This is a genomic window from Neobacillus niacini, from assembly GCF_048572935.1.
GTDB lineage: Bacteria > Bacillota > Bacilli > Bacillales > Cytobacillaceae > Neobacillus > Neobacillus niacini.
Map to the genome: position 1 here is coordinate 1,306,005 of NZ_CP183883.1, position 23,280 is coordinate 1,329,284.

Below are 23,280 nucleotides of genomic sequence, written 5' to 3' on the forward strand. Positions count from 1 at the left end.
GAACCTGCGCCGTTACTTAAATAAAGTTCAACAAAAAGATGCGTTAATCCTTCTTGGATCAACGCACCCTTGACTTTAAGAGTAATACTTCACATTCTTTTTTTAACCCCTTCAATCAGAATTTATTTAAATTTAGAAAGGTGTTGTCCGTTACTGGTTGTCCAATTACTGCATTTAATATGCATAATTTCAATTGAAAGGTGGTTTAATATGGGTGAAAAAAAGGAGTAGCTTTGAACAGCCATCAACCATTGAACCCCTTTAGCTGACCAATCAGAAGGTAATTTGACTGCGGATCCTCATAAAACAAATTGAATCCCTGTCGGAATGAATTTAATTCAAAAAACTCTAGCCAAACCTCCTAGGCTAGTTCCACCTGTTGCAGTCCCTGTTCCCACAAAAGACCAAAATCCAGTTGAAGGATCAATGACAATAAGCTTACCACCATCGGTTGCAGGTGGTATAGCATTCGCTGTTCCTCCAAATAATAAATTATTGCAGAACTGCAGGCTAACCACACCGCCGCTTGGTGTGGACCCATCAGGGTTCTGAATACGTGTAACAAATGTAGCGGCTCCCGTTTTGGTATCTATTGTGTACAGTCCAGGTGTTCCGTCACTGCGACGAGTGCGTAAAGAACCCCAAAGTGTACCAGTCTCATCAAAAGCGATTCCTTCCATTCCTTCAATGGTGCATGTATCAGTGTCACATATTCCATAGGGTCCAACCACTGTAGCTACTCCTGTACTTTTATTTAGGATAGCCAAATGATCTGCACCTGTTGGGCTGCCACCAATTATATTAACTGAAGCAAACAAAGTACCATCACTCCTAAAATCCAATCCTGCAATAGAGTGAAATTCCCCCAATCCTGTATTGCCAACAAAAGTGGGCCTACCTGTATTTGGATCAACCGTAAAAAGAACCGGTATACCTCCACCAGTACCGGCATACAAGATGCCAGTTGTTGGGTCGGTGGCTAGTGATGGAGCTTGATCAAACATTTTACCTATAATTGTTCCGCTTCCCGTCAGTGTATTAATGGAAATTAGGTTTCCCAAAACTGCGTCAGTTCCATATAGTTTATTACATAATGGTCTTATCCCAATTTATATCCACTCCTTTTTGCTTTATATCCTTTATTAAATGCATGATGAAAGATAGAAGTATAGACAACTAACGTAGTCAGTTGTATCAAATTTAACTTTATAGATTCAGTAGATTTATTTCACAAAACTGCCCCGTTAGAACAATTAGAAACAGGCTGCCGTAGCAACCTGTTTTTGAAGTAAAGCAGCCTTTACTTCAATAAGAAATTGATATTATTTCTTCTGAGTATCCTGCTACGAGGAAACTAGATAAAAGTAATTATTCTCAAATATACGCTTTATCCCCACACAATATCTTGTGTTAGGTTCAAAACAAGTCTCGGTTAACGGCTATATTTAAAGGTGATTTCATATGCGCCGCCTCCTTCTGGTGCGGGAGCTGCATAGGCACGCAGTTCATCGTACGTGAAGCCAGCTTTTGATAATGGTGTAACAATTTTTAGAATTTCCCTATTTGTAATTGCGATAGTTTCTACAGGGAGAGGGCTAGTTAAATCTGTTAGAGTAGCCAAATCCAAAAGGGTTAAAGAAATGCTGTCATCAATTAGCAGGTCGGCTGGTGCCCACATTGCGTAGAAAGTAGCAACATATGCAGTGACGACCAGTGCAACAGCGCCCACTACAATCGATCCGACAGCAAGCGTCGCACCAGCAGCCGCCGCTATTGCCGTACCTACGCCAGTGGTTACAGAACCAATAGTGTGTAACCAAATTTGCTGCAATGCTACTTCATATGCACGAGCTAACGGAATTGCTGAGGGATCTACTTACGAAAGTGAATTTGGAATAAGCCCACTTGTTGAGGCTACAGCTGTTTACAATAATGAAACTGACGAAATTATTGTATTTGCATTAAATTGTAATCAGGAGGAAGAGACAGAGTTCGAAATTCAATTAAATGGTTTCGGAGAACGAAAAATCTCAAAGCACCTTACATTAACTGGGGACAACCTTGAGGCAAGAAATACATTTGAAAATCCTGATTGTGTAACGATGATTGAGAAGAATGTTACGGAAAATAAAAATACAAAAGTGTTATTACCTAAGTTATCTTGGAATGTTCTCTTTTTACAGAAATAAAAGGGAAAGCTAAATAATAAACACTGTAGTCGGTTAAAGGTATTTCCATAATCGGATTAGGGGGATATAAAATGGCTGTTGAGGTAAGAAAAGAAATGATGGTAGAACCTCCTGTAAGTCATAAAGTTGGAACGATGGAGAGGGTTGGATTCGGTTTTGGTGATTTAGCAATTAATTTTGCTTGGGCATCGATGGGAATGTTTATAGTCTATTTTTATACAGATGTTGTTGGTGTTGGTGCAGCATTAGTTGGGACAATATTATTGCTTTCAAGGTTTCTTGATGGTATCTCAGATGTAGCCATGGGAGCAATCGTTGATAAAACAAAGTCAAAACATGGCAAGGCAAGGCCTTGGATTTTATGGCTTGCAATACCGTTTGGCGTTTTTACAGCATTATTATTTGCAGTGCCAGATAGTAGTTATATGGGTAAGGTAATATATGTAATTGTATCTTATAATCTATTAGTATTAATATTTACAGGTGTTGTTATTCCATATGGAACATTAAATACATTAATTACCCAGGATCAGCATCAGCGCTCTGTCTTAAATATATATCGAATGTTTTTTGCTAACATTGGTATTATTATTGTAAGTAACCTTACAATGCCTCTTGTTGAAGCATTTGGAGGCAATCAAACAGGTTGGATTATAACATACTCAATTTTTGGAACTATTGCAGTAATTTTATTAATGATTACCTTTAAAACTGCTAAAGAAAGGGTACAGCCTGCTATTGGTTCGAAGCAAAATGTACCCCTGAAAGAAAGCCTTAAAACTTTAACTCAAAACAAATACTGGGTAATGGTATTTTTGTACTTTATTATTTATAGTATTGGGTATGCCATTAACCAAGGTAGTACAATCTATTATGCTGAATATATTCTTGGTAATTCTAGTTTGGTTGGAATTTTAACACTAGTATATATAATTCCATTACTGCTAGGATTTTTAATGCTTGCTCCGATTTTTAAAAAATATGGCAAAAGAAATGCCATGATCGGTGGTACTGTTATAAGTATTATTGGATCAGTATTAATATTAATAGACCCATCCAGTATAACTCTAGTTGTAGTCGGGCAAATAATAAGAGGTATTGGTCAAGTACCTTTACTAGGGGGATTATGGGCACTACTGCCAGATACTATTGAATATGGCGAATGGAAAACAGGTATTAGAAATGAGGGTGTCTTATATAGTGGCGGAAGTATGGGACAAAAACTAGGTGTAGGGATTGGTGCTGCGTTGATGGGTTGGATATTAAGCTTGAATGGCTATGTTGGTGGTCAAGAATTACAATCAGATAGTGCTTTATTTGCGATTGAAGCAATCTTTATTTATATCCCAATTATCATGTTTGTTGCGCAAATCATTTTATTATACTTCTACAAGCTTGATAAGGAATATCCTAATATAATTAAAGATTTACAGAACCGCAATCTTACAAAAGACTAAAATTTTTAAAATAAAGAAACTTCTAAATTAATAAAGCATTAACATAGAGGGCAGTTCGAAAAGTATTTTTTAAGGCCACATAGGTGAATTGAACTATATGGTGCTTTACTTGAATAAGCCAATCAAAAAAGTCGATTCCTTAACGTACAGGAACCGACTTTTTTTATGTCAAAATTTGCTTAGCGTACAATATATGCTAAACCCTGACGTTACCCCAGCATTCCTTTTCTCAGACAATTTGTTATTAAATGTAAACACATTATTTTTGATGTTGGAATTGAAACTCAGGATTATCTGCTTTTTGAAGTCAGTTTTCGTAGAATGACTTGCTTTTTACAGGTAAATTCTGCGTTCAAAAATCAAACTATGAATAACCCAATATTAATATTAACGTTAACATTTATATTAATGTTAATATTTCTAAAAAAAGACAATTTCCACTCTAAACAGCTAGATGTTTGTCCATCTAAACAAATTATTTTTTAATCAGATAACAACTTCACTCTTACATTTTCATTTTCATTTAAGTATCATTTTCAACTCTGGTGTATATACCTTTGTATCGGAGTATTGATGAGTCCAATCTATCATTTCTTCATGCTGCAGGCCATAACGAATCAATAACGTATTAAATTTTGTTTGACTAAGGGGTTCCTTCCCCTGTTCTCTATAAATCCTTGCTGCTTGTTTGCAAAAGCTCTTTAATTTTATCTGGGTTAAGGGTGAAACAGGAAACTTAATATTATGAGTTTTATCTTTTCGAACAGCTCTTTGATTAACTGGTTAAAGTCCAAAGCACTTCGTACAATCAGCCGTTAAACTTTCTCTAATATTTTTGGCTGTTTCATTATCCATTTTTATACCTTCTATCTTTAGTTGAAAAAATTTTTTGAGTTTATTATACAAGATTCCTAAAGAATCTGGCCCTTTTCTGGAACAATATTATTGACATTAAACATCAATTTTTGATTCCATAGTGGCCCTTGAAATCCAGAATCGTTTCCGTGCCCCTGAAGGGGCAAAAGTCTTTAGAAATCTAAAAATCTATGTATCTAAAAGTTGTAAGTTTTGGAGATATTTTGTGCGTGTTTTAAGTGTTTGTTTGCACATCCGATTTACTGTTTCTCTAAATAGCGATAAATCGTTGTACGAGACACGCCCCACTTTTCTGCAACATCTTTAATCGGTGTACCATTTTCAATTAAAGCTTTCATCATTTCAATATCTTTTGGTCCATACTTCTCAGGACGACCACCAAGACGACCACGCGCTCTTGCAGCTGCTCGTCCTGCAGCCGAGCGCTCCTCAATCAGATTCCGTTCAAATTCTGCAAAAGCTGCGAATAAGTGAAACATCAATTGTCCCGTTGCATTGCTTTTGTCCATGGTTAAGTTTTCTTGTAAACTGTGAAAGCCTATGCCTCGTTCGTTCAAAGTATTTACAATTTGTATTAAGTCCTGCATGTTGCGACCAAGGCGATCTAATCGCCAAACGACAATTGTATCTCCTTCACGTACATACTGAAGTGCCTTTTCTAAACCGGGGCGCTGTCTTTTTGCTCCACTTATTTTATCGTGGAAAATTTTTGAGCAACCATACTGCGTTAACGCATCCATCTGTAAATCCAAATTTTGCAATCCCGTTGACACACGCGCATATCCAATTAACACCAAAATCACTCTTTTCAAATTTTTCTTTTGAATTCATTGTAACATAAAATAGATTTTAATAGGTTACTAGACATAGAAAAATGAACGGGGTTTTATGACATGAATGGTAATAAAAAATGTCCTTTTCCTCATGAAAAATAGCGTGTTCAGAAAAGGACGAGTTTTGTAACATATATCTAGCCTGTAAAATATTAACATGTAATCATTTTGATTAAAGGGCGCTTTTTAATTTTGTTCCGCAAACGGGCCAGTTTAGTGCAATAAGAACTGGGCCGTTGTTGCATAAGACACAAAATATGCAGTATAGAAGCGAGATTAACAGAGTTATTTATGAATGATGACCCTGGTACCAATTGGAACTCTAGATGATAATTCTAAAACATCATGATTAAACATTCTAATACAACCGTGAGAAACGCTTTTACCTATTGATGATGGATTGTTTGTACCATGTATTCCATAATGAGGTCTTGATAATCCCATCCATAAAACCCCAAAAACATGTCTGGGAGGATTTGGCTGCTTATTTATTATGGTGTAAGTACCAAACGGTGTAGCAGTTAATATTTTGCCAGTAGCTATCGGATAGGATTTTATCAGTCTGTTTCCGTCATACAATCTTAATCGGTGTTTTGATGTTGACACGTCAATCCATCTCGCCACGAAGATCAACTCCATTTTTTTAAATAATGTATGTAGTAACTCAAGACTTTGTTAATTAACAGGAATTGATTGAACAGTATTGTATGAGTTTTTGAACAAAACAAATAAGTATCCTGAATGACAAGACTTCTAGGCTGCAGAACAATTTATTTTAGATCTTTCATTTTTAGTTTTGCGCCACTGTTTTTCTAAATGGAAAGCGCCGTAAAACCGTGGAACGTAATAAAAGCCTGAATGAAGGAAGTATCATACAGGCTAATTATTACTTAATAAATTCACTTTTTGATCTAAGAATTAGGTTGTCAAAAATAAATAACAACTATGGCATGAGAATCTTCCTTACCAAGAATGGAGGCCGTTTCGCTTTTTAAAATCAGTTCAAGCTACGAATTTGGCTGGGTCTTAAATTTTTGAGAGCCCCATCACAAATCGATTTTCAAGTATGAAATTTGAGTTATTTAAAAATCAATTGAGCAATTTCCGTTCCACTTTCAACTTCATCTGACTTTAACGGAATCATTTCAGAGATTTTTTCTTCAAAATTCGGGAAAACAAGGACTGAAATAATTTCTTTTCCCTTCTCCTCAATATAGGAAAGATCAAAAGTACCAATGTGGTCATTAACACTAACTATATCTCCAGCATTAATTTTGATATTAAATCCTTCACCTTTTAATTCAACTGTTTCAAGTCCTAAATGTAATAGCATTTCAAGGCCATCTTCCGTTACCATTCCAATTGCATGTTTAGTAGGAAACACTTGTGTAACCTTCCCATTTACAGGAGAAAAAACTTCGCCGTTAGTTGGAATAAAGGCTAGCCCTTCGCCCATCATTTTCTGGGAAAAAACGGGATCTGGAACACTTCCTAATGGAATAACCTCGCCCTTTAAAGGGCTATGGATGAATATATTTTTTTCTTTTTTACTCTTCTTAAAAAACATCATTTCACACCTCAATGTCTATCTTTTACTATTTATATAATCTAAATATCCAAATGCCAATGCTTCTACCACAATAAAAAAGGAAGAGGCAGATCGTACCCACCAATTTTTCGGAATAGGATTCATCGTACTGGAAGCATATAAATTAAAATCAGCATGTCCTGACAACCAATTACTTTTAAAATTGGTAAGGGAAATCATTTTTGCACCCTTAACTGCAGGAATATCAAGTAACCCTTGTAAGTTTGGATTTTCACCGGATAGCGAAAACAAAATAATTAAATCTTTAGAAGTTAACTTTTCAATTATAAGCCTATATTCATTTGCGTGGGCCATTGCAGGAATAATTTGAACGGGTTTGCCAATAAGTAGGAATAATCGTTGCAGTTCTGCAGCTTGATTTTTCTGGGCTATTCCTGTTGAAATGACATAAATATTTTCACTAGTATCAATTGCTTTATAAATAGGTTCAAAGTCCACACTATTTAAATAGTCTAACGTTTTATTGACATCATAAAGAACTTGTTCAAACAATTCATTTGGTTTAAGTTCCTCATTTGGGCTGGCATTTTCCCATTTTACAAAGTTTTTAAATTCACTATATCCACTAAAACCTAATTTTTGAGCAAATCTTAATACAGATGATTTGGATGCTAAACTATTTTTAGCTAACTGATTAATACCCATGTTCCCAATTTTATCTTTATTAGCAAGAACGTACTTAGCAATAGTAAAATCAGTATCACTCAAATACTCATAATTTTTATTAATTAACTCTTCAAGATTCACAAGGAGATCCTCCTAACTTAATTAAAACAGGCAACAGGGTATGAAAACACCTCATACCCGCTACTAGTTTAGCAAACCCTTTTTCCTTAAGAAAGTTCCGGCCAAAAATCCTTGTTTGCCTCGATAAGGTCATCTAAAATTGCTTTTGCAACACTCGCACTTGGTACTGTCTTTGACAATGTTAGCGCCTGCCAAAGTTTTTGATATGATTTTTCTAAATAAGCTTGAACGACTAACTTTTCTACTGATACTTGTTGTTCAATCAATCCCTTTTGGAATTGAGGAATCGTCCCAATAGATAGTGGTTCCACACCTGCTTTACTTACTAAACATGGAATCTCAACCATTGCAGTTGGTTCAACGTTTGCAATCGCCCCATTATTAGGAACAATTAATAGCATTCTTTCATATGTGTTGTATGCAAGCGCTCCTGCCAATCGAACGATGAATTCCGCGTGTTCCCCGGCTTCAATACTTGTTCCTTCAGCGGTGCCAGCTTCGGCAATTCGTATACATTCGGCAAAAACATTCTTTTCACGATGATCCATCACTTCGTTTGCCCGTGTATGTTCTGGGTTTGAATGTTGTACTACATAGTCAGGGAATAAATAATATTTTAAATACGTATTTGGTAGTGTATCCGGGTCAACAGCGTATACGTCCTTAGCTTTAGTAAATGTATCCATCCAGCTGGATTCCGCTAGCAGTGGATTATTAATCCCATCATTTTTAGCCCCATAACCCCATTGTTTTACATGTTCTTTCAATCTTGGCATTAAGTCATTGCCTTCTTTATCATAAAGCTCAGTCCACCAACCAAAATGGTTTAGTCCATAATACCGTTCAATAATATCATTCTCAGATTCCAACCCTAAAATGTCAGCCATTGATTTTTTAATGGCAACTGGCATATCACAAATATTAATGATTTTCGAGTTAGGACGTAAGATACGTGTTGCCTCTGCAACAATCGAAGCTGGGTTAGAGTAGTTTAACATCCAGGCATTCGGTGAATACTTTTCCATATAATCAATTAATTCAATTACTCCTGGAATTGAACGCATACCATAGGCCATGCCGCCAGGTCCACATGTTTCTTGACCAACGGCCCCATATTTTAATGGAATTTTTTCATCTAGTTCACGCATTTTTAGACCACCGACACGAATATGTGCCATTACGAAATCAACATCTGTAAAAGCTTCCTCGGGATCTGTTGTTGCTATGAATTCAATTTTAGGAGCACGTTCCTTAATGATAATTTCACATGCTTTCGCAACGATATCTTGACGTTCTTTATTATTATCGTAAAATTTTAATTTCCGTAATGGAAATTTATCTTGATTTTCAATTAACATCATTACAATTCCAGCTGTATAAGTACTTCCCCCACCAGCAATTACTACAGAATTTTTTTTCATTTTTAGTCCCTCTTTCCTTATTGTTGTTATGTCTTAGTGTATAAATATTTCTTTAAGGTTAGTATACTGCGATTTTTCCTTCATCGTAATAGTTTGGAAAGATGATGGGAAAGGTTTCACTCATTGGGAGATTTCTTTAACCTTCTTACATCCTATTTTACTATCGAACACTTTTAATCTTTTCTTCTATTTTATCTCGAACTTGACCAACTGAGAGTCCAACTATTACTTGGATCGCTTGTTTATTCCGAACTAAGCCATGTGCTCCATGTTTTCTAAAAACTTGTTCACTTTCTAGTTTTTCAGGATCTTTTACTGTAACACGTAATCTCGTTGCACAGTTTGTAATATCTTGAATATTTGCAGCGCCACCTAAATCTGCTAAAAAGTATTCAGCTAATTGTTCAAAAGAACTGCTTCCACCTGTATTTCCTAATTTCTTCTCTTTGTAATCTGCTTTCGTAAATAACTTGCTTTCTACATCATCAGACTCCCTGCCTGGCGTCAAAATATTAAACTTAATAATTAGATATCTAAATAAAACAACATAGATAACGGTAAATCCTAAACCAATACCTATTTGAAGCAGCCAAGTGGCCCAGTGATTTTGCCATGTACTTGCCCAAGTGATTGAGAAATCAAGTAAGCCGTATATAAAGTTACCTGAAACACCAAAGGCATACATAATTGCAGTCATTAAACCAGCCAAAATAGCATGAATTAAAAATAAATAAGGAGCAATAAACAAGAATGTAAACTCTATTGGTTCTGTTATTCCTGTAATTACTGCAGTAAATGCAACAGGTAAAATTAATCCAATTGTTTGTTTTCTTTTCTCTGGTCTACTTGTAATGATAAGTGCAATTGCTATGCCCAAGCATCCAAATACTTTGGAATTCCCAAACAAGGTAAAACCACCCTGAGGAAACAACTCTGTCATTGATTTAGTCGAATTTGCAAACTCTGCTACATGAGAAAACCAATAAGCTAGAAGTCCCCCATTTACTGCAGCCGGTCCATAAGCAAAGGGCTGCCAGATAAAATGGTGTAAACCAGTTGGAATCAGAATTCTTTCTAGAAAACTGTAAAGCCCTACACCTATAGCTCCAGATGTTTTTAATAGCCCTTGAAGTGAAAAAATCCATTCTTGAATATGTGGCCAGACAAGACAAGTTAAAAGTGCTACTGGTATCATAACTAAGAATCCTACTATCGTGACCAAGGCACTTCCTTGGAAAATTGCTAAAAGGTCTGGCAATTTTTTATCATAAAAGCGTTCATGAAGCCAGATAGTAATTCCTGCAATAATTAATGCACCAACCATACTCGTATCAAGCGTTTTAATACCTGCTATACTTGCTAATCCGCTATATCCGCCTACATCCTTAGAGAAATCCACACCAAAAGTTGAACCAGATGTAGATAATAATGAGTTGATAAATACATTAAAAAACATATAAATAACGAAAGCTTCCAGTGCAGCCCTGCTCTTTGATTTCTTTGCTAAACCAATAGGTAAACCGATAACAAATAAAAGGGGAATATTTTGAAATACAACGTAACTCCCATCAAAAATTAATTTCCAAAATGCATACCAAATGGTACCTTTAGCAGCAATACTTCCAACCATTTGCTCATTTAATAAAGTGTTACTGAGTCCTAGTAACAATCCCATAGCTGGCATAATCATTACTGGAATAAACATGGCTCCACCAAATCGCTGCAATTTCTGCATCATAATGAATTACTCCTTTTTAGTTTTTATAAGAAAGCGCTATCTCTAGAGCAATTATAGAGTTGCATGATGATTCTAACAATCACTTAACAATAACTTGGGAAAAGTACCAGACAATGAAACAAATGAGACTAAGAAAATTGAAAATAACTTTTAGGATTAGCCCTTGATTATTAATAAAAAAATCCCTTTAGTTTAAACTGAAGGGATTACTCGTACTATTTATTTATCCTATCCGCCGGAAATTCAAGACCCATCTGTTTCCGCGCTTCTTCTATGATTCTCATAGTTATCATGGAATGATTGTGCGAATTGATACTTGATTCTATCTGACCAGCCTTAATTAAATTAATAAATTCTTTGGTTTCATAATACATTGTGTTGTTAGATTGTGGGTAGGTAATATCTTCTACTCGTCCATCTCGATAACGAATTTCTACTTTTTGTGGTTGATTGATATTATCTATAATAATGTTTCCATTTTCGCCTTGAATTTCAGAAGGAATATTCGAATCCGTTATTTTTGAATACATAATTACTGCATCCATATCTTTATACTTCAGCAATAGACTTCCTTCTCCGTCTATACCCGAGTCAAGCATCAACGCATTGGCTTGGACACTAGATGGTACGCCAAATAATACAACCATTGGATAAATACAATAAATACCAATATCCATTATAGAACCATTTGAAAATAAAGGATTGAATGCATTTAATATTGTTCCTTGCTTGTAAGCATCATAACGAGAAGAGTATTGACAATAACTTGCAAAATATCGACGTATTTTTCCTATTTTATGTAAATTTCTGTAAACACTTTGAAAATTAGGAAGTAACGTTGATTTTAATGCTTCCATTAAAACAACTTTATTACTTTGAGCAACTTGAATCATCGTTTGTAATTCTGTTGTATTGGAAGCAATGGGTTTTTCACAAAGTACATGTTTGCCATACTTCATAAAAATTATAGCTTGCTCTGCATGAAGGGCATTTGGACTCGCTATATAGACTGCATCAATTACATCGCTTTTTGCCATACTTTCCAAATCCACAAAAATATTCTGTATATTATATTTCCTAGCAAATTCTATTGCCTTTTTCTCTGTCCGAGAATAAACAGCAGTTAAAGAAAATTCCTTTAGAGCACTTGCATCTTGAATAAATATGTCCGTTATTAGATTCGTCCCGATTACTCCAAATCGTATCATTTTTCTTCCCTCCAATGGACCTTTAGTCGCAACATTTCCAACTATCGCTAATTTAAGTATTACTTAGTCCTAGTAACAATCCCATTACGGGGATAATCATTACTGAAATAAATATGGCTCCGCCAAATCGCTGCATTTCTGCATCATACTAATCATTTTTTCCTCTTAAGAAGGCGCTATCTATTAAACCATTATACATTTGTGTAATTACTCTAACAATTACTCATAATTAACTGGGGAAAAGTTTCAGATATTGAATCAAATGATGTTGGGGAAATTGACCATATTTGTAAGGCTTAACATTCTAAACGAAAAAAGATAAAAGGTATCTCTATTTTTTATCTTTTTCAATATTATTAATAAGGGGGAGCACTTTTAAAATCATATTAAGCAACAAAGTAGATACACCCTCTCTCAAATACAGAAGGCATCATTAAAACAATTCCTTTACATAAAAAAAGACCCCAGGATTCAGGGCGTTAAATAAGGTTGAGTTTTTGAAAAGAAGAGTATATCATCGCTTAGAACCTAGGATTATTTAGCCATTATGAAAGACTATTAATTCCTTAGCATAGAAAAAGTCGACTTATTTTTGGCTTAGCGTATGTTTTTCGCGTTTCGTTGGTAGGACCCCATAACTGATAAATAATATCTAAAAAGGGGGGAAAGGAATGGTTCCTAATCTGATCCGAATAGGACTAATAATTATTTCATGGATTTCGATTATCTTCTTACCCAAAAGTGCATTTCGTAAATATTTGCCTGTTTCCATCTTTTGTTCCTTACTTGTTATTATCGGATGCTTTTTATCCTATAGGTATAGGTGGTGGAAGGTTAAAGGAGGCATCCCAGAACTTATTTTTATGGATTTAAGTTTTACTTACGGTCCATTTTTTGCTGGCACCATGTGGATCTTCTATTTAACGTTTGGCAAATTTAAATGGTACGTTCTTTTCAATGCATTCTTTAATTTACTTCTCTCGTACCCACTTACTCACTTTTTCCAAAAATATAACGTCTATAAATTGGTTAATTTTAAGCGTATCCATCTTTTTATCTTTTACTTTGGATTTGCTTTTATCATTTATGGATACCAACTGCTGATAGAGCGTTCCAGAAAAGTATTTGATTGGTCTATTGTTAAATAATAAAAAATATTAAAAGGAAGGAGCTTGAAAACCAAGCTACCTATTTGATAACAGAATTATCTTTCTCGACATATTTCCGCCAATTTATTTTACATACCTTATAAAATTAAATGGCCCTTTAACGGAAAAACTCTATTGTCAATCAACAATTTCTTAATCCACTTTCAACTTCATATATTCTTTTAAAAAACCCCTTTAGTGTACCAATCCAAAGGGGTGTCTGTTGCATAACCTTCTGGTAGACGCTGTTGTAGAAAATCACCTAACGCATCTTTAAGGAGAATAAAAAGGGATGAAGAAATTCTCCACCCTTACTGCTCTTTTTGGTTATTTTGCCTTTTAGGTTTGCCTTCGCTTTCTTTCATTTCAAATTTTTCATACAAGCGAGCAAGTTTTTCGTTATAGGATTCATGTATTTCTTGTAATTTAGCTTGATAATTCCGTTCCACATCGATTAAAACACGCTCTTTTTCCAACTCTTTTTTGTCGGTTAACTGGGTTAACTGGTTATTAAAGTTAACCTTTACATTTTCCATTTCTTTGTTATGTTCTTCGATTGCTCTTTCTAATTTGTCTTGCGTTTGTTCAATGACAGCTGCTTGATCGCGAGATGTAGATTTTAATACCTCAATAGACGAAATCATACGACTTTCTTTTTCTCCAAACGCAACTTTCATTTGTTCTTTTTCTGCTAAGTGGTTCGCTTTAATCTCTGCATTCTCAGTAGCATATCCTTTGTATTCATTTACCAGTGACGATAAGGTATCAATCTTTTCTTTGTATTCTTGAATCAAAGCTTGGTTGTTATCATTTGCTGAACGAAAGCTTTCCAGCTGTTCGGATAATTCCTTTTTATCACTTTCTGTTTGTTTGGACTCTTCCTCTAACCGTTTTAATTCCTCTGTCAGCTTTTTCACATTACCCTGAAGCTCTGTAATGGTTAATTCTCTACTTTCCAATTTATCTTCTGATTCCTTCACTGCATCCATTTTCATATATTCAGCTCGCTGAATCATATTAGCGATTAATTCATAAATCCGGGTAGTGTGCACTTCTAATTCTGATAGATCTTGCTTGTAATCTCCAACACCCTCTTTTAAGTCTTGGACTGCTACTACTGCTATGGCCTTTTCAAACCATGCTTTAGCATTACCGCCTGAAACATCAATCATATTTTTTACTTTTTCATGTAATTCTTCACTAACTTTAACTCCAAATGTATTCCTTTTAACCCAAAATATTTACATCTAGACTGTGTGTTCAATATTCTTTCCCCAAAAGATGCGTTGATATATCCTAATGCGTTTCACTCAAAAATCGTGGACCGTTTGTCGAGCATGTATCATTTAATTGAAGTGAGCGCAAGGGAGCAGTTCTCAATGGGCACGAATGTGTTGTCTATTGGTCATAAGCGAGTGTTTAGTTTGCCAAAAAATCATAACGTTAATCTTCAGCTTAGACAGCATGGATATCAAGTGTTGGAGGTCGATTTTTCGGAAATTATTAAATCAGGTGGGTCATTCCGATGTTGTTCAATGCCAATTGTGCGCCATTAACGCCAGTGGGTCAGACCCCCACCAAGATAAAGTTTTAATGCGGCAAAGTGTGGAAAAGGGGGAGAACAAGTTCTTTCAAATTTTGAACCATTTATTGTGGGTTTAGGGGTCAAAAAAACGAGGGGACGTTTGGATCAAATATTTTTGCAAGAGACTGGGAAACTAGTATTAATACAAGCGTGTTTTCTTCGACAATAAAATTTATAGAAAACAAGTAAATGTTCGTTTCTAGAAGTGTTTGTTGCACTTTCAGTCAAACGATTAGTTGGTATAACAATTGTATGAATGCTGTAGGAATAAGTATTTTGCTAGTTTCTATTGTCGGTTATGAAGATGATTCGTATAAAACCACATCTATTAAACGACAATAATTTTACCGAAAACAGGTAAACGTTCGTTTATTAAAAGGGTTTCTGCTCTATTTAAACAAACGATTAATTAGTTGGAATGATATTAACTAAACGTTTGATTAAGATGGCTCTAAATGCCGCCTTACCAAGGTTTAGTCCAACTTTGAAGGAAGAATATTGTCGAGACAAGGATCTAAACTGTAGCCCAAGGAAAAACAACAAGCTTTAACCGATTTTTCAAAGCAGTCCTTGTTGGATTAGGAGCTAGGAGGGACCAAAGGATGGTTCTTGTGTCTACTCCCACTATGGAACATGGGACCATGAGAATCCGCCATGATGGCTACCGTATTTTTTATAAATAATCTATTTTTTAAAATCATCCATATTCCAATTCCAATTAGCATTTATTGTGTCTAAAAACCCTGCGATTTTTTCTTCTGATAAATCCTTTTCTCCAGTCAGCTTATTAGCATAAGATTTCAAATTCCATGTATCACCATAAGGTTTTTTAGGTACTTTCCATTGCACACCGAACCTATAATCATTGCCATCTATGCTAACTTCAACGGAGAGAATATCTCCATAAAATAAAACTCCTCATATCCATTCCCTTACACCCCCATTATTTACGTTATCATATATTTTTCTAACAAACCTGCCCCGATAGTACAATAAGAAAAAGCTGCCTCAACGACAGCCCAAAGCTCTTACTCATGCCCGCGTTTTGTTTAGATACATTGCTTTACATTTTCTTCTTGGTGTTTTTTCGGTATTCTTTCGGTTTTCTCATTAGTGTCAATAGTGCTATAACAAAACAAATCATTAGAATGATATTTAAGCTCCAAACAATGCTATCAATATACTGCATTACCCTTCCTCCTAAGATATGTTTTGTTCACTTTAGCATGATTAATGTGCTAGTTGGTTGTTTTCTACAAAAGAAGATAAAACGTTACAATTTTTTTATTATCAAAATCCGTTTGCTGTTATTCCTATAATAAAACACCACCCTTCACCTATTACAAAATGTAGACAAAGGATATTCAAGGTTAATTATATTTGTATGGAATTCCATTAAAAAAGGAATACCTTTTTTAGTTAAAAAAACCCAAAAAAGTTATTGTAGACATAATAAATAAACCAGTGTATAGTATTTGCATACATACTTTAACGCTTAAAAGCGTTTTAGTAGAAAAGTAAATAGCGTGCCTACAGTAACAGTAGAATTGTCATGAGCAGCAAAAAGAGACCAGGTGGAGGCTGAAAATCTGGGCAGTGACAATTTGAAGTACAGCTGTCTTGAACGGGCATATGCTTTGAGTGGGTAAGGCATAATCCTTGCCAAATAGGGTGGTACCGCGGAGTCCTTTCGTCCCTAATAGACGAAGGGGCTTTTTTGCGTTTATTTTTATAATTTATAGGAGGATAATTTATGGTTCACAATCAAAAGGTACTCGAAATTAAACCAATTGAAGCGGCATTTATAACCGCGCTTTTAATGGGGATGGTTGGTTATCTTATTATTGGTATTAAAGTCGTTCCGCATATTGCGATTATCGCAGGGATTTCCCTGTTACTAGTATATGGTGCAGTAAAAAAAGTAAGCTTTAGAGATCTAGAAGTAGCGATGGCAGATGGAGCGAAATCCGGGATTGCTGCCGTGATGATATTCTTTTTTATTGGGATACTGATAAGCAGCTGGATGGCGAGTGGTACCATTCCGACATTTATCTATTTGGCGGTTGAATTAGTTTCGGGAAAATTCTACTATGCGATTGTTTTTGTGGTAACAGCTATAATTGGCTTAAGTATTGGAAGCTCCCTAACAACAGCTGCGACCTTGGGTGTGGCTTTTGTTGGAGCAAGCTCGGCACTAGGTATCTCGCCTGTGATTACGGCTGGAGCAGTTGTTTCAGGCGCATTCTTTGGCGATAAAATGTCACCTTTATCGGATACGACTAACCTTGCTTCTACTGTGGCTGGGGCAGACTTATTTGATCATATAAAAAATATGTCATGGACAACGATCCCGGCATTCATCTTATCATTCATAATTTATCTCTTTCTTTCACCAGGGGAAACAGAACAGAGCATTGAACAAATGGGAGTCATTAAAGAAGCGCTAAATAATCTGAACCTTGTTCATTGGTACTCTGTTGTGCCACTCATCATCCTGTCTGTACTGGCGGCAAAAAAGGTTTCGGCCATTGCTACGCTGGCTGCTAGTACACTGGCTGCGCTTTTGATTTCATTTTTTATAAATGGCGGAGTGGATGGTAAAGGATTGTTCGATTTACTCTACTCTGGTTATGTATCAGAGAGTGGCATAAAAGAAGTGGATTCCATGCTTTCACGTGGTGGAATGGAAAGTATGATGTTCAGTATTTCAGTTATCATGCTTGCTTTAAGCATGGGTGGTTTGCTTTTCCGCCTTGGGATTATTCCGGCACTCATATCGCTATTACAAGGATTATTAACGCGTGTTTCTTTATTAATTAGTTCGACAGCTGGAATGGCTATTGCGGTTAATTTTATCCTGGGGGAGCAATATCTGTCGATCCTTTTACCTGGAAATGCCTTTAAAGAGCATTTCAAAAAAGCAGGTTTGGAACCGAAGCATTTATCACGGGTGTTAGAGGATGCGGGTACAGTTGTGAATCCACTCGTACCATGGAGTGTGTGTGGAGTATTTTTATCTTCAGTGCTTGGTGTATCCGTTTTAGAATACTTTCCTTTTGCGATATTCTGCTTATTATCACCATTGATTACCGTTTTTTATGGCTTTACTGGCATTACACTTCCTAAAAACAAACAAGTTGCACGTTCTATTCATCAATTTTCAAAGGAATGAATGCGGATTTATTAGACTCTAATTCCCTTGCTGCAGATACGTTCGTCCGGAACATTGCAATATGGATGAACTTGTTCAGAATATCATTTTCAATTGTATGGGAAAAAGAAAGATAAAATATCATAACGGGTTCCGTCTCCTACCCGCAAAACGTCAATTTGCACAGGAAAATGCAAACCTAAATGTAATCCTTTTTTGCACTATAAAATGTAGGACAATTTGTAAGGCTAGAGAGATTAAAAAACAGTAGAAATAGCGAGGGTTTATATCCTTGCTTTTTTTGTTTTTAATTGTTAATTCTTCGGATTGCGAATTACGATCTTGCAAACCATTTCCGCCTTCTCGTATCGATTTCGTACCGTTAGGAAAAGGTGAGCGTGAAAGGGTTTTATATTAAAAAACAAAAAAAGCATTTCTCATGAGTGAAGAAATGCTAATCGATATGGGATATTTTTGGAGCATTAATTTTTCCTATTTCCTTAAGACCGGCACGGATGAGCAGAAAAACAACGATCCAGGAAGCGATCATTAAAAAAACATGTCCATAGGGGAACATTCCTTGTATAGGAGTGTCCCATAAAGCATGAATCGCAACCACTAAGAGAAAGACACGTAAAAATTTAATACGGAATAGCATCTTGAGGTTAAATGGTTGGTCCCCTTGTACTCTGCAGAATGCCGCACCAGTCAGAGCCGCCCAGGCAACATGGCCGCCAGGAGCAAAGATGCCTCGGATCATAATCGTATTGTAGAGATTTGCGCCATCTCCTGTAAGCAGTGTCCTTAGAGCATACCCAGCGGTTTCAAACGCTGCAAAACCGGCTCCAACCGCAGCACCAATGAGAAGTCCGTTTAGTATATATTTATATTTTTTGTAGCGAACAAACGCAATGACCATGATGGCTTTAGCAAGCTCCTCAACAATACCAATCGTAATCGGATTGATATTGTTTTTGAGAATATCGAAAAAAACGATGGCCGCTAACATGGATAGAATCCCGCCGGTCAACACGTAATAGATCACTCGGTAAAAAGCAATATTTTGCGGTGCATTCATCTCCCAGAAGAAGATTAACGTTGAAAATGGAACAGCAAATGCACCAACAATAATTAATCCAGGTATAAAGTTCCAATTTCCAAAATAGTTAACACCTATGTAAAAGCCTGCAAAGATAAGTAGAGCAATGATGAACACCCTGGCAAAAAGCCAAGGTTTTGGCCATGTCTCTTTCACTTCCGAAATCTTCGGTGTCGTAAGCGCTGTTCCGACTATAAACAGCCGTTCCGCTTCCAACTCACTATGATTACGGAAAACACGCGAAAAGATATTTTGAAATTTAGGCTCAATGGACCGTTCCACATTTGGAACCATATCAACATAATGGGCAAATTCATAAAAAAAGCTGTTTTCATCTTCTGCACTATTATTTTTTAAAAACTTTTCGCCGCAGCTTAAGCAGAACTTCACTTCATCCGGATTGGAATAAACACATTGCGGGCATTTCAAAAAAACTTACCCCCTCTTGGTATCATACGTTTTGGCGGTCATTCATTCATACAGGAAAAAATATCCTCAGAAAGAGTATGCTCAAAAATAGGTATATTATTTAGGTGGATAAAAAGAGTCACTTAAACCCACAATGTGATCTAGTTCAATTTTGCAGGATGGAGAGTCAAAGTGCACGAACTGGAAGCAACTTTGGACAAGCGAGATGGATCTGAGAGTAGTGGTGTCCGAACCTGAGGCGACTTCGGACAAGCAAGGTGGATCTGAGAGTCATGGTGTCCGAACCTGAGGTAACTTCGGACAAGCAAGATGGATCTGAGAGTCATGGTGTCCGAACCTGAGGCGACTTCGGACAAGCAAGATAGATCTGAGAGTCATGGTGTCCGAACCTGAGGCGACTTCGGACAAGCAAGATAGATCTGAGAGTCATGGTGTCCGAACCTGAGGCGACTTCGGACAAGCAAGATAGATCTGAGAGTCATGGTGTCCGAACCTGAGGTAACTTCGGACAAGCAAGATGGATCTGAGAGTCATGGTGTCCGAACCTGAGGCAACTTTGGACAAGCATGATGGATCTGAGAGCCGTGGTGTCCGAACCTGAGTCGACTTCGGACAAGGAAGATGGATCTAAGAGTCGTGGTGTCTGAACCTGAGGCAACTTCGGACAAGCAAGATGGATCTGAGAGTCGTGGTGTCCGAACCTGAGGCAAATTCGGTGAGGCATGAGGACGATTCTGTTGCCTTTTTAGCTTGTATATTTTCTAAATAAAGGTGCCACCTGTCTAGTAAGTGCGCCAATATATATTAGTGGAACCATGATAACCCTCCCCATGGCACCCTTTTTAAAAGATCATACCAATAAGTAATTTAATCCACCCGAAAAACGCAATCCATAACGGGATACTTAGAGAGGTACCCCAAACTAGTCCATAAGCGAAATTTCCTTGCTCGTCCATAGAAATCCACTCCCTGATAATAGTTGTAATTTAAGTTCTACAGTATCTTTTCCCGTTAATAGATATATTAAACTATAATACTCTCCGGCTTCTCTCGATGGGACTTGGAGGCAGACCCTAATTAAAGGTTGAAAGTACCACGTTCTAACATAAAACCTGTTAAGGTAGTTGGATAAATATGTTAATATGTAGAGGGTATGCAGGGTGTGTTCATTAAACTTTTACTGAATGGAGAAATGAGTGGAGGGGTGTATGAATGAAATTGGTGAACAAACTGCCAAAGAGTGATCCTCATTTGCATCTGGACTTAATTAACAGTGATTGGGTTCCAATGAAAGAACCTAAAAATTTAATCAGTGCTATTTTGTTATCGATTCCTTTAATGATTGTCGCTGCCATGATCTCGATTGGGATGATTACTATCTTTTCTCCCCTTTCCTTAAGCGATTTCGGAATGACATCCGGTACCATATCAATATCCATTAACGTAGGCATTATATTTTGGCTAGTTTTACTTGTGATCCTTCATGAATTACTTCATCTGATTTTCATTCCTCATTTTATTCAATCCAAAAAAACATATGTAGGTCTAACTCTTTTTGGAGGGTTTGTGGTAACGGAGGAGGAGATTTCAAAATCTAGATATCTCTTCATTACGATTGCTCCTTTCATGATTATTTCAATCATTTTGCCATTACTATTAGGTGTGCTAGGACTATTAACACCGACATTAAAATTCTTGATCATTCTAAACGCTATGGCTTCATCCGTTGATCTCCTTAATCTCCTTCTTATAATGAAACAGGTTCCGCGGCATGCCATTTTAAAAAATAATGGCGCCCATACTTATTGGAAACGAAGATAATTTTAGTTGGGGATTTCGACATATATTTTATAAAAAAACAGTCTAATATTCTTTATTCATAAGGGTTTAGGGCGCTTCTAATTAAACGTTTAGTTGGGTTTTCAAATTGTAGAAGTTTGTCAGGAAACCTACCTTTCTAGTTTCTATTGTCATTTTTGAAGATAATTTGCCCTTTATGTTAGCTGTTTTCACCAATAAATTTACCTGAAAACGAGAGAAAATCCTTTCAGAAAAGGGACTAAATTGATTTTAATTAAACGTTTAGTTAGTAAAATCATGGTTAACCAAACGTTTGATTAGATTCGCTGTAACCGTTGTTATATCAACATTTTTGTGATTTTACAGACATGTAGATTGTCGAAATCGGGTATAAGTAGAAAAGAGTGTAAGTATACTTGATTGCTAGGTTCCTTATGCGTAAAATTCAATTAAAGGGGGTGCTTACAGTTGGATAATCACTTACGACTATCTGATACTTCTTCCACTCATGCAAAGCCTAGTACTGGAAAGGCGATACTTTGCATGGGGCGAAACAGTTAACATTATCGCTCAAAAGGCTTTTCTACTATTTGGCTTTGCACCTTATTTTTCAAAATCAAAATAAGGAGCGAGCAAAATGAAATATATGAATGCAAACCACGTTTTACCCGAAAAGCTGATTGTAGAAATTCAAAAGTATGTCCAGGGAGAAACTCTTTATATACCAAAGCCGGAAACGGAGTATCAGAAATGGGGAACCTCAAGTGGCGGAAGACGGATGCTTGATCGCCGTAATGAAACCATTCGAAGTGCTTTTATTAGTGGCAGCAGTATTCAGCAGCTGGCTGAGGAATATTACCTTTCCACTGAAGCCATTAAAAAAATTGTTTATACACATAAAAAATAGACGAACAGCACTGGTGAGCTCTTTCATCGGTGCTTTTTCTTATGTAAGACTGTGTTAATTTTAAGAATCTAAATAAACGGAAAAATTTCGCTTAACTAGTAATAACTCATAAAAGTAGCCTATATAGACGGAGAGTTTCCGCCTATTGACCCGAAATACGTGAAAACGGATAAGATTGCTTTGCTTAACCGGAAAGTCTCCCCTTATTAACCCTGAAAAAGGCTCCATTCTGCATTTTACCGGAAAGTCTCCGCTTATCTATCTTCGCTTGTTACTAGAGGGTAAATCAACAGCCTTATGTAAAAAACGCTTATAAGTCATTTTTTCTATAGTAGGGGGTTGCTGTATTATTTAAAATAAATGTAGCCAAATGATTGGAGATAGAGAGAATGACCGAAAAATTTATTAAAAATGAACAGTTAAACTTTATAAAAAAGCAGATCGCTTTCATTAAAGACAGCACTAAAAAGAACATTCCGCAAAACGTTTTGGCTTCTGTAATTGAATTAGCGAATGCCAAAATCTTAGAGCACTTTCCAAATGTATCGTTGGAACAACAAGAAATACTGAATCTTTCTAACCTGAAAACAGATAAAGAATACGAGCAATATATCCAGCATCTTTCAGGCTATTTGCTGCCCTTTCCAACCATCACCGAGCAGCAACTGAAAAAAATGTTTCCGAAACATAAAAAACTGAAATTGCCTGATTTATCAACGATAGACCACAGCCAGTTGACCTATTTAAGCTGGAATGATTTGAGATCGAATAAGAAATTTATTGTCTATGAGCTAGAGGGAAAAATGGTCGGCATTGAATGCGAGTTTGCACCAACGAGTAAAAAAAATCTTTGTTCCTTCTGTAATGGTTTTGGTGAGGTTGCCTATTTTTCCACGGTAACAAAAGCGAAAAAGTCGAATAACCCGGATTATTACAAGGCTATCGGCAATCTTATTTGTGCTGACAGCAGCGAATGTAATAAAAAAATAACCACTGTCGACTATTTAACAAGTTTTCTAGAAGACTCGCTAGGAAAATGATAACTTCCGATGTCTCCTATAGCAACGGTCGGATACCGTTCTC

At 36.3% G+C, this 23,280-nt stretch carries 20 protein-coding genes and 1 pseudogene; 8 read left to right on the plus strand and 13 right to left on the minus strand.

Annotated features, from left to right (window positions below):
• Positions 1-338: 338 nt before the first annotated feature.
• Both ACN6MT_RS06305 and ACN6MT_RS06310 read right to left on the minus strand, forming a co-directional pair.
• Entirely contained in the window at positions 339-1,061 is a 723-nt protein-coding gene (locus ACN6MT_RS06305) for a hypothetical protein (protein ID WP_419955172.1), read from the minus strand.
• Between the two features lie 371 nt (positions 1,062-1,432).
• Positions 1,433-1,831 carry a hypothetical protein gene (locus tag ACN6MT_RS06310; protein ID WP_419955173.1) on the minus strand — a complete coding sequence of 133 codons (399 nt, stop codon included), beginning with the start codon at positions 1,829-1,831 and terminating at the stop codon, positions 1,433-1,435.
• Between ACN6MT_RS06310 and ACN6MT_RS06315 the strand changes: the two genes are divergently transcribed.
• Positions 1,809-2,189, plus strand: a complete 381-nt coding sequence (locus ACN6MT_RS06315; protein WP_419955174.1) for an alpha-L-arabinofuranosidase C-terminal domain-containing protein — start codon at positions 1,809-1,811, stop codon at positions 2,187-2,189. The genes ACN6MT_RS06310 and ACN6MT_RS06315 overlap by 23 nt on opposite strands.
• A 71-nt stretch (positions 2,190-2,260) precedes the next feature.
• The gene (locus ACN6MT_RS06320; RefSeq protein ID WP_419955175.1) at positions 2,261-3,646 is read left to right on the plus strand and encodes an MFS transporter; all 1,386 of its coding nucleotides are present in this window, start codon (positions 2,261-2,263) and stop codon (positions 3,644-3,646) included.
• 1,115 nt (positions 3,647-4,761) lie between these two features.
• Here the strand turns inward: ACN6MT_RS06320 and ACN6MT_RS06325 are convergent.
• From ACN6MT_RS06325 to ACN6MT_RS06355, 7 genes are all read right to left on the minus strand, one after another.
• A complete protein-coding gene (locus tag ACN6MT_RS06325; RefSeq protein ID WP_308105479.1) occupies positions 4,762-5,316 on the minus strand; it encodes a recombinase family protein in 555 nt (184 codons plus the stop codon).
• Between the two features lie 324 nt (positions 5,317-5,640).
• Positions 5,641-5,979: a L,D-transpeptidase gene (locus ACN6MT_RS06330; RefSeq protein ID WP_251461276.1), complete on the minus strand. Its 339-nt coding sequence runs from the start codon at positions 5,977-5,979 to the stop codon at positions 5,641-5,643.
• A 454-nt stretch (positions 5,980-6,433) separates the two neighbouring features.
• Entirely contained in the window at positions 6,434-6,925 is a 492-nt protein-coding gene (locus ACN6MT_RS06335) for a PTS sugar transporter subunit IIA (protein WP_061810986.1), read from the minus strand.
• 15 nt (positions 6,926-6,940) lie between these two features.
• Positions 6,941-7,711, minus strand: a complete 771-nt coding sequence (locus ACN6MT_RS06340; RefSeq protein WP_251461274.1) for a MurR/RpiR family transcriptional regulator — start codon at positions 7,709-7,711, stop codon at positions 6,941-6,943.
• A gap of 86 nt (positions 7,712-7,797) precedes the next feature.
• Positions 7,798-9,132, minus strand: coding sequence for a 6-phospho-alpha-glucosidase (locus ACN6MT_RS06345; protein WP_061810984.1), 1,335 nt, complete (start codon positions 9,130-9,132; stop codon positions 7,798-7,800).
• Positions 9,133-9,292: 160 nt separating this feature from the next.
• Positions 9,293-10,870: an alpha-glucoside-specific PTS transporter subunit IIBC gene (locus ACN6MT_RS06350; protein ID WP_308105478.1), complete on the minus strand. Its 1,578-nt coding sequence runs from the start codon at positions 10,868-10,870 to the stop codon at positions 9,293-9,295.
• A gap of 215 nt (positions 10,871-11,085) precedes the next feature.
• Positions 11,086-12,078, minus strand: a complete 993-nt coding sequence (locus ACN6MT_RS06355) for a Gfo/Idh/MocA family oxidoreductase (protein ID WP_308105477.1) — start codon at positions 12,076-12,078, stop codon at positions 11,086-11,088.
• Positions 12,079-12,749: 671 nt separating this feature from the next.
• Here ACN6MT_RS06355 and ACN6MT_RS06360 point away from each other — a divergent pair.
• A complete protein-coding gene (locus ACN6MT_RS06360; protein WP_308105476.1) occupies positions 12,750-13,226 on the plus strand; it encodes a hypothetical protein in 477 nt (158 codons plus the stop codon).
• Between the two features lie 311 nt (positions 13,227-13,537).
• On the opposite strand, the gene ACN6MT_RS06365 is transcribed toward ACN6MT_RS06360, so the two are convergent.
• Positions 13,538-14,398, minus strand: coding sequence for a hypothetical protein (locus ACN6MT_RS06365; RefSeq protein ID WP_419955176.1), 861 nt, complete (start codon positions 14,396-14,398; stop codon positions 13,538-13,540).
• A gap of 48 nt (positions 14,399-14,446) precedes the next feature.
• On the opposite strand from ACN6MT_RS06365, the pseudogene ACN6MT_RS06370 reads away from it, so the two are divergent.
• A pseudogene (locus ACN6MT_RS06370) lies at positions 14,447-14,782 on the plus strand (dimethylarginine dimethylaminohydrolase family protein); the annotation flags it as partial.
• Between the two features lie 713 nt (positions 14,783-15,495).
• Here ACN6MT_RS06370 and ACN6MT_RS06375 read toward each other — a convergent pair.
• Both ACN6MT_RS06375 and ACN6MT_RS06380 read right to left on the minus strand, forming a co-directional pair.
• A complete protein-coding gene (locus ACN6MT_RS06375) occupies positions 15,496-15,660 on the minus strand; it encodes a hypothetical protein (protein ID WP_419955177.1) in 165 nt (54 codons plus the stop codon).
• A gap of 214 nt (positions 15,661-15,874) precedes the next feature.
• Positions 15,875-16,000 (minus strand): hypothetical protein, encoded by a 126-nt coding sequence (locus ACN6MT_RS06380; RefSeq protein WP_419955178.1) that lies wholly within the window; start codon positions 15,998-16,000, stop codon positions 15,875-15,877.
• A 564-nt stretch (positions 16,001-16,564) separates the two neighbouring features.
• Between ACN6MT_RS06380 and nhaC the strand changes: the two genes are divergently transcribed.
• Positions 16,565-17,983, plus strand: a complete 1,419-nt coding sequence (gene nhaC, locus ACN6MT_RS06385; RefSeq protein WP_419955179.1) for a Na+/H+ antiporter NhaC — start codon at positions 16,565-16,567, stop codon at positions 17,981-17,983.
• 433 nt (positions 17,984-18,416) lie between these two features.
• Here the strand turns inward: nhaC and ACN6MT_RS06390 are convergent, their stop codons facing one another.
• A complete protein-coding gene (locus ACN6MT_RS06390) occupies positions 18,417-19,490 on the minus strand; it encodes a PrsW family intramembrane metalloprotease (RefSeq protein ID WP_419955180.1) in 1,074 nt (357 codons plus the stop codon).
• 1,212 nt (positions 19,491-20,702) lie between these two features.
• Here ACN6MT_RS06390 and ACN6MT_RS06395 point away from each other — a divergent pair.
• The 3 genes from ACN6MT_RS06395 to ACN6MT_RS06405 all read left to right on the plus strand — a co-directional run bounded on the left by ACN6MT_RS06395 (position 20,703) and on the right by ACN6MT_RS06405 (position 23,237).
• Positions 20,703-21,311, plus strand: coding sequence for a DUF3267 domain-containing protein (locus tag ACN6MT_RS06395; protein WP_419955181.1), 609 nt, complete (start codon positions 20,703-20,705; stop codon positions 21,309-21,311).
• A gap of 616 nt (positions 21,312-21,927) precedes the next feature.
• Positions 21,928-22,197: a CD3324 family protein gene (locus ACN6MT_RS06400; protein ID WP_419955182.1), complete on the plus strand. Its 270-nt coding sequence runs from the start codon at positions 21,928-21,930 to the stop codon at positions 22,195-22,197.
• Between the two features lie 389 nt (positions 22,198-22,586).
• Positions 22,587-23,237 (plus strand): FusB/FusC family EF-G-binding protein, encoded by a 651-nt coding sequence (locus tag ACN6MT_RS06405; RefSeq protein WP_419955183.1) that lies wholly within the window; start codon positions 22,587-22,589, stop codon positions 23,235-23,237.
• The last annotated feature ends 43 nt before the right edge of the window (positions 23,238-23,280 follow it).

What these genes read in the sequence shown, in the direction of transcription:
- ACN6MT_RS06355 (WP_308105477.1), bottom strand. Translation starts at nt 12,078, where the DNA reads ATGATACGATTTGGAGTAATCGGGACGAATCTAATAACGGACATATTT.
- ACN6MT_RS06360 (WP_308105476.1), top strand. Translation starts at nt 12,750, where the DNA reads ATGGTTCCTAATCTGATCCGAATAGGACTAATAATTATTTCATGGATT.
- ACN6MT_RS06405 (WP_419955183.1), top strand. Translation starts at nt 22,587, where the DNA reads ATGACCGAAAAATTTATTAAAAATGAACAGTTAAACTTTATAAAAAAG.
- ACN6MT_RS06365 (WP_419955176.1), bottom strand. Translation starts at nt 14,398, where the DNA reads ATGATTGATGTTTCAGGCGGTAATGCTAAAGCATGGTTTGAAAAGGCC.
- ACN6MT_RS06345 (WP_061810984.1), bottom strand. Translation starts at nt 9,132, where the DNA reads ATGAAAAAAAATTCTGTAGTAATTGCTGGTGGGGGAAGTACTTATACA.
- ACN6MT_RS06335 (WP_061810986.1), bottom strand. Translation starts at nt 6,925, where the DNA reads ATGATGTTTTTTAAGAAGAGTAAAAAAGAAAAAAATATATTCATCCAT.
- ACN6MT_RS06320 (WP_419955175.1), top strand. Translation starts at nt 2,261, where the DNA reads ATGGCTGTTGAGGTAAGAAAAGAAATGATGGTAGAACCTCCTGTAAGT.
- ACN6MT_RS06350 (WP_308105478.1), bottom strand. Translation starts at nt 10,870, where the DNA reads ATGATGCAGAAATTGCAGCGATTTGGTGGAGCCATGTTTATTCCAGTA.
- ACN6MT_RS06395 (WP_419955181.1), top strand. Translation starts at nt 20,703, where the DNA reads ATGAAATTGGTGAACAAACTGCCAAAGAGTGATCCTCATTTGCATCTG.
- ACN6MT_RS06380 (WP_419955178.1), bottom strand. Translation starts at nt 16,000, where the DNA reads ATGCAGTATATTGATAGCATTGTTTGGAGCTTAAATATCATTCTAATG.
- nhaC (WP_419955179.1), top strand. Translation starts at nt 16,565, where the DNA reads ATGGTTCACAATCAAAAGGTACTCGAAATTAAACCAATTGAAGCGGCA.
- ACN6MT_RS06400 (WP_419955182.1), top strand. Translation starts at nt 21,928, where the DNA reads ATGAAATATATGAATGCAAACCACGTTTTACCCGAAAAGCTGATTGTA.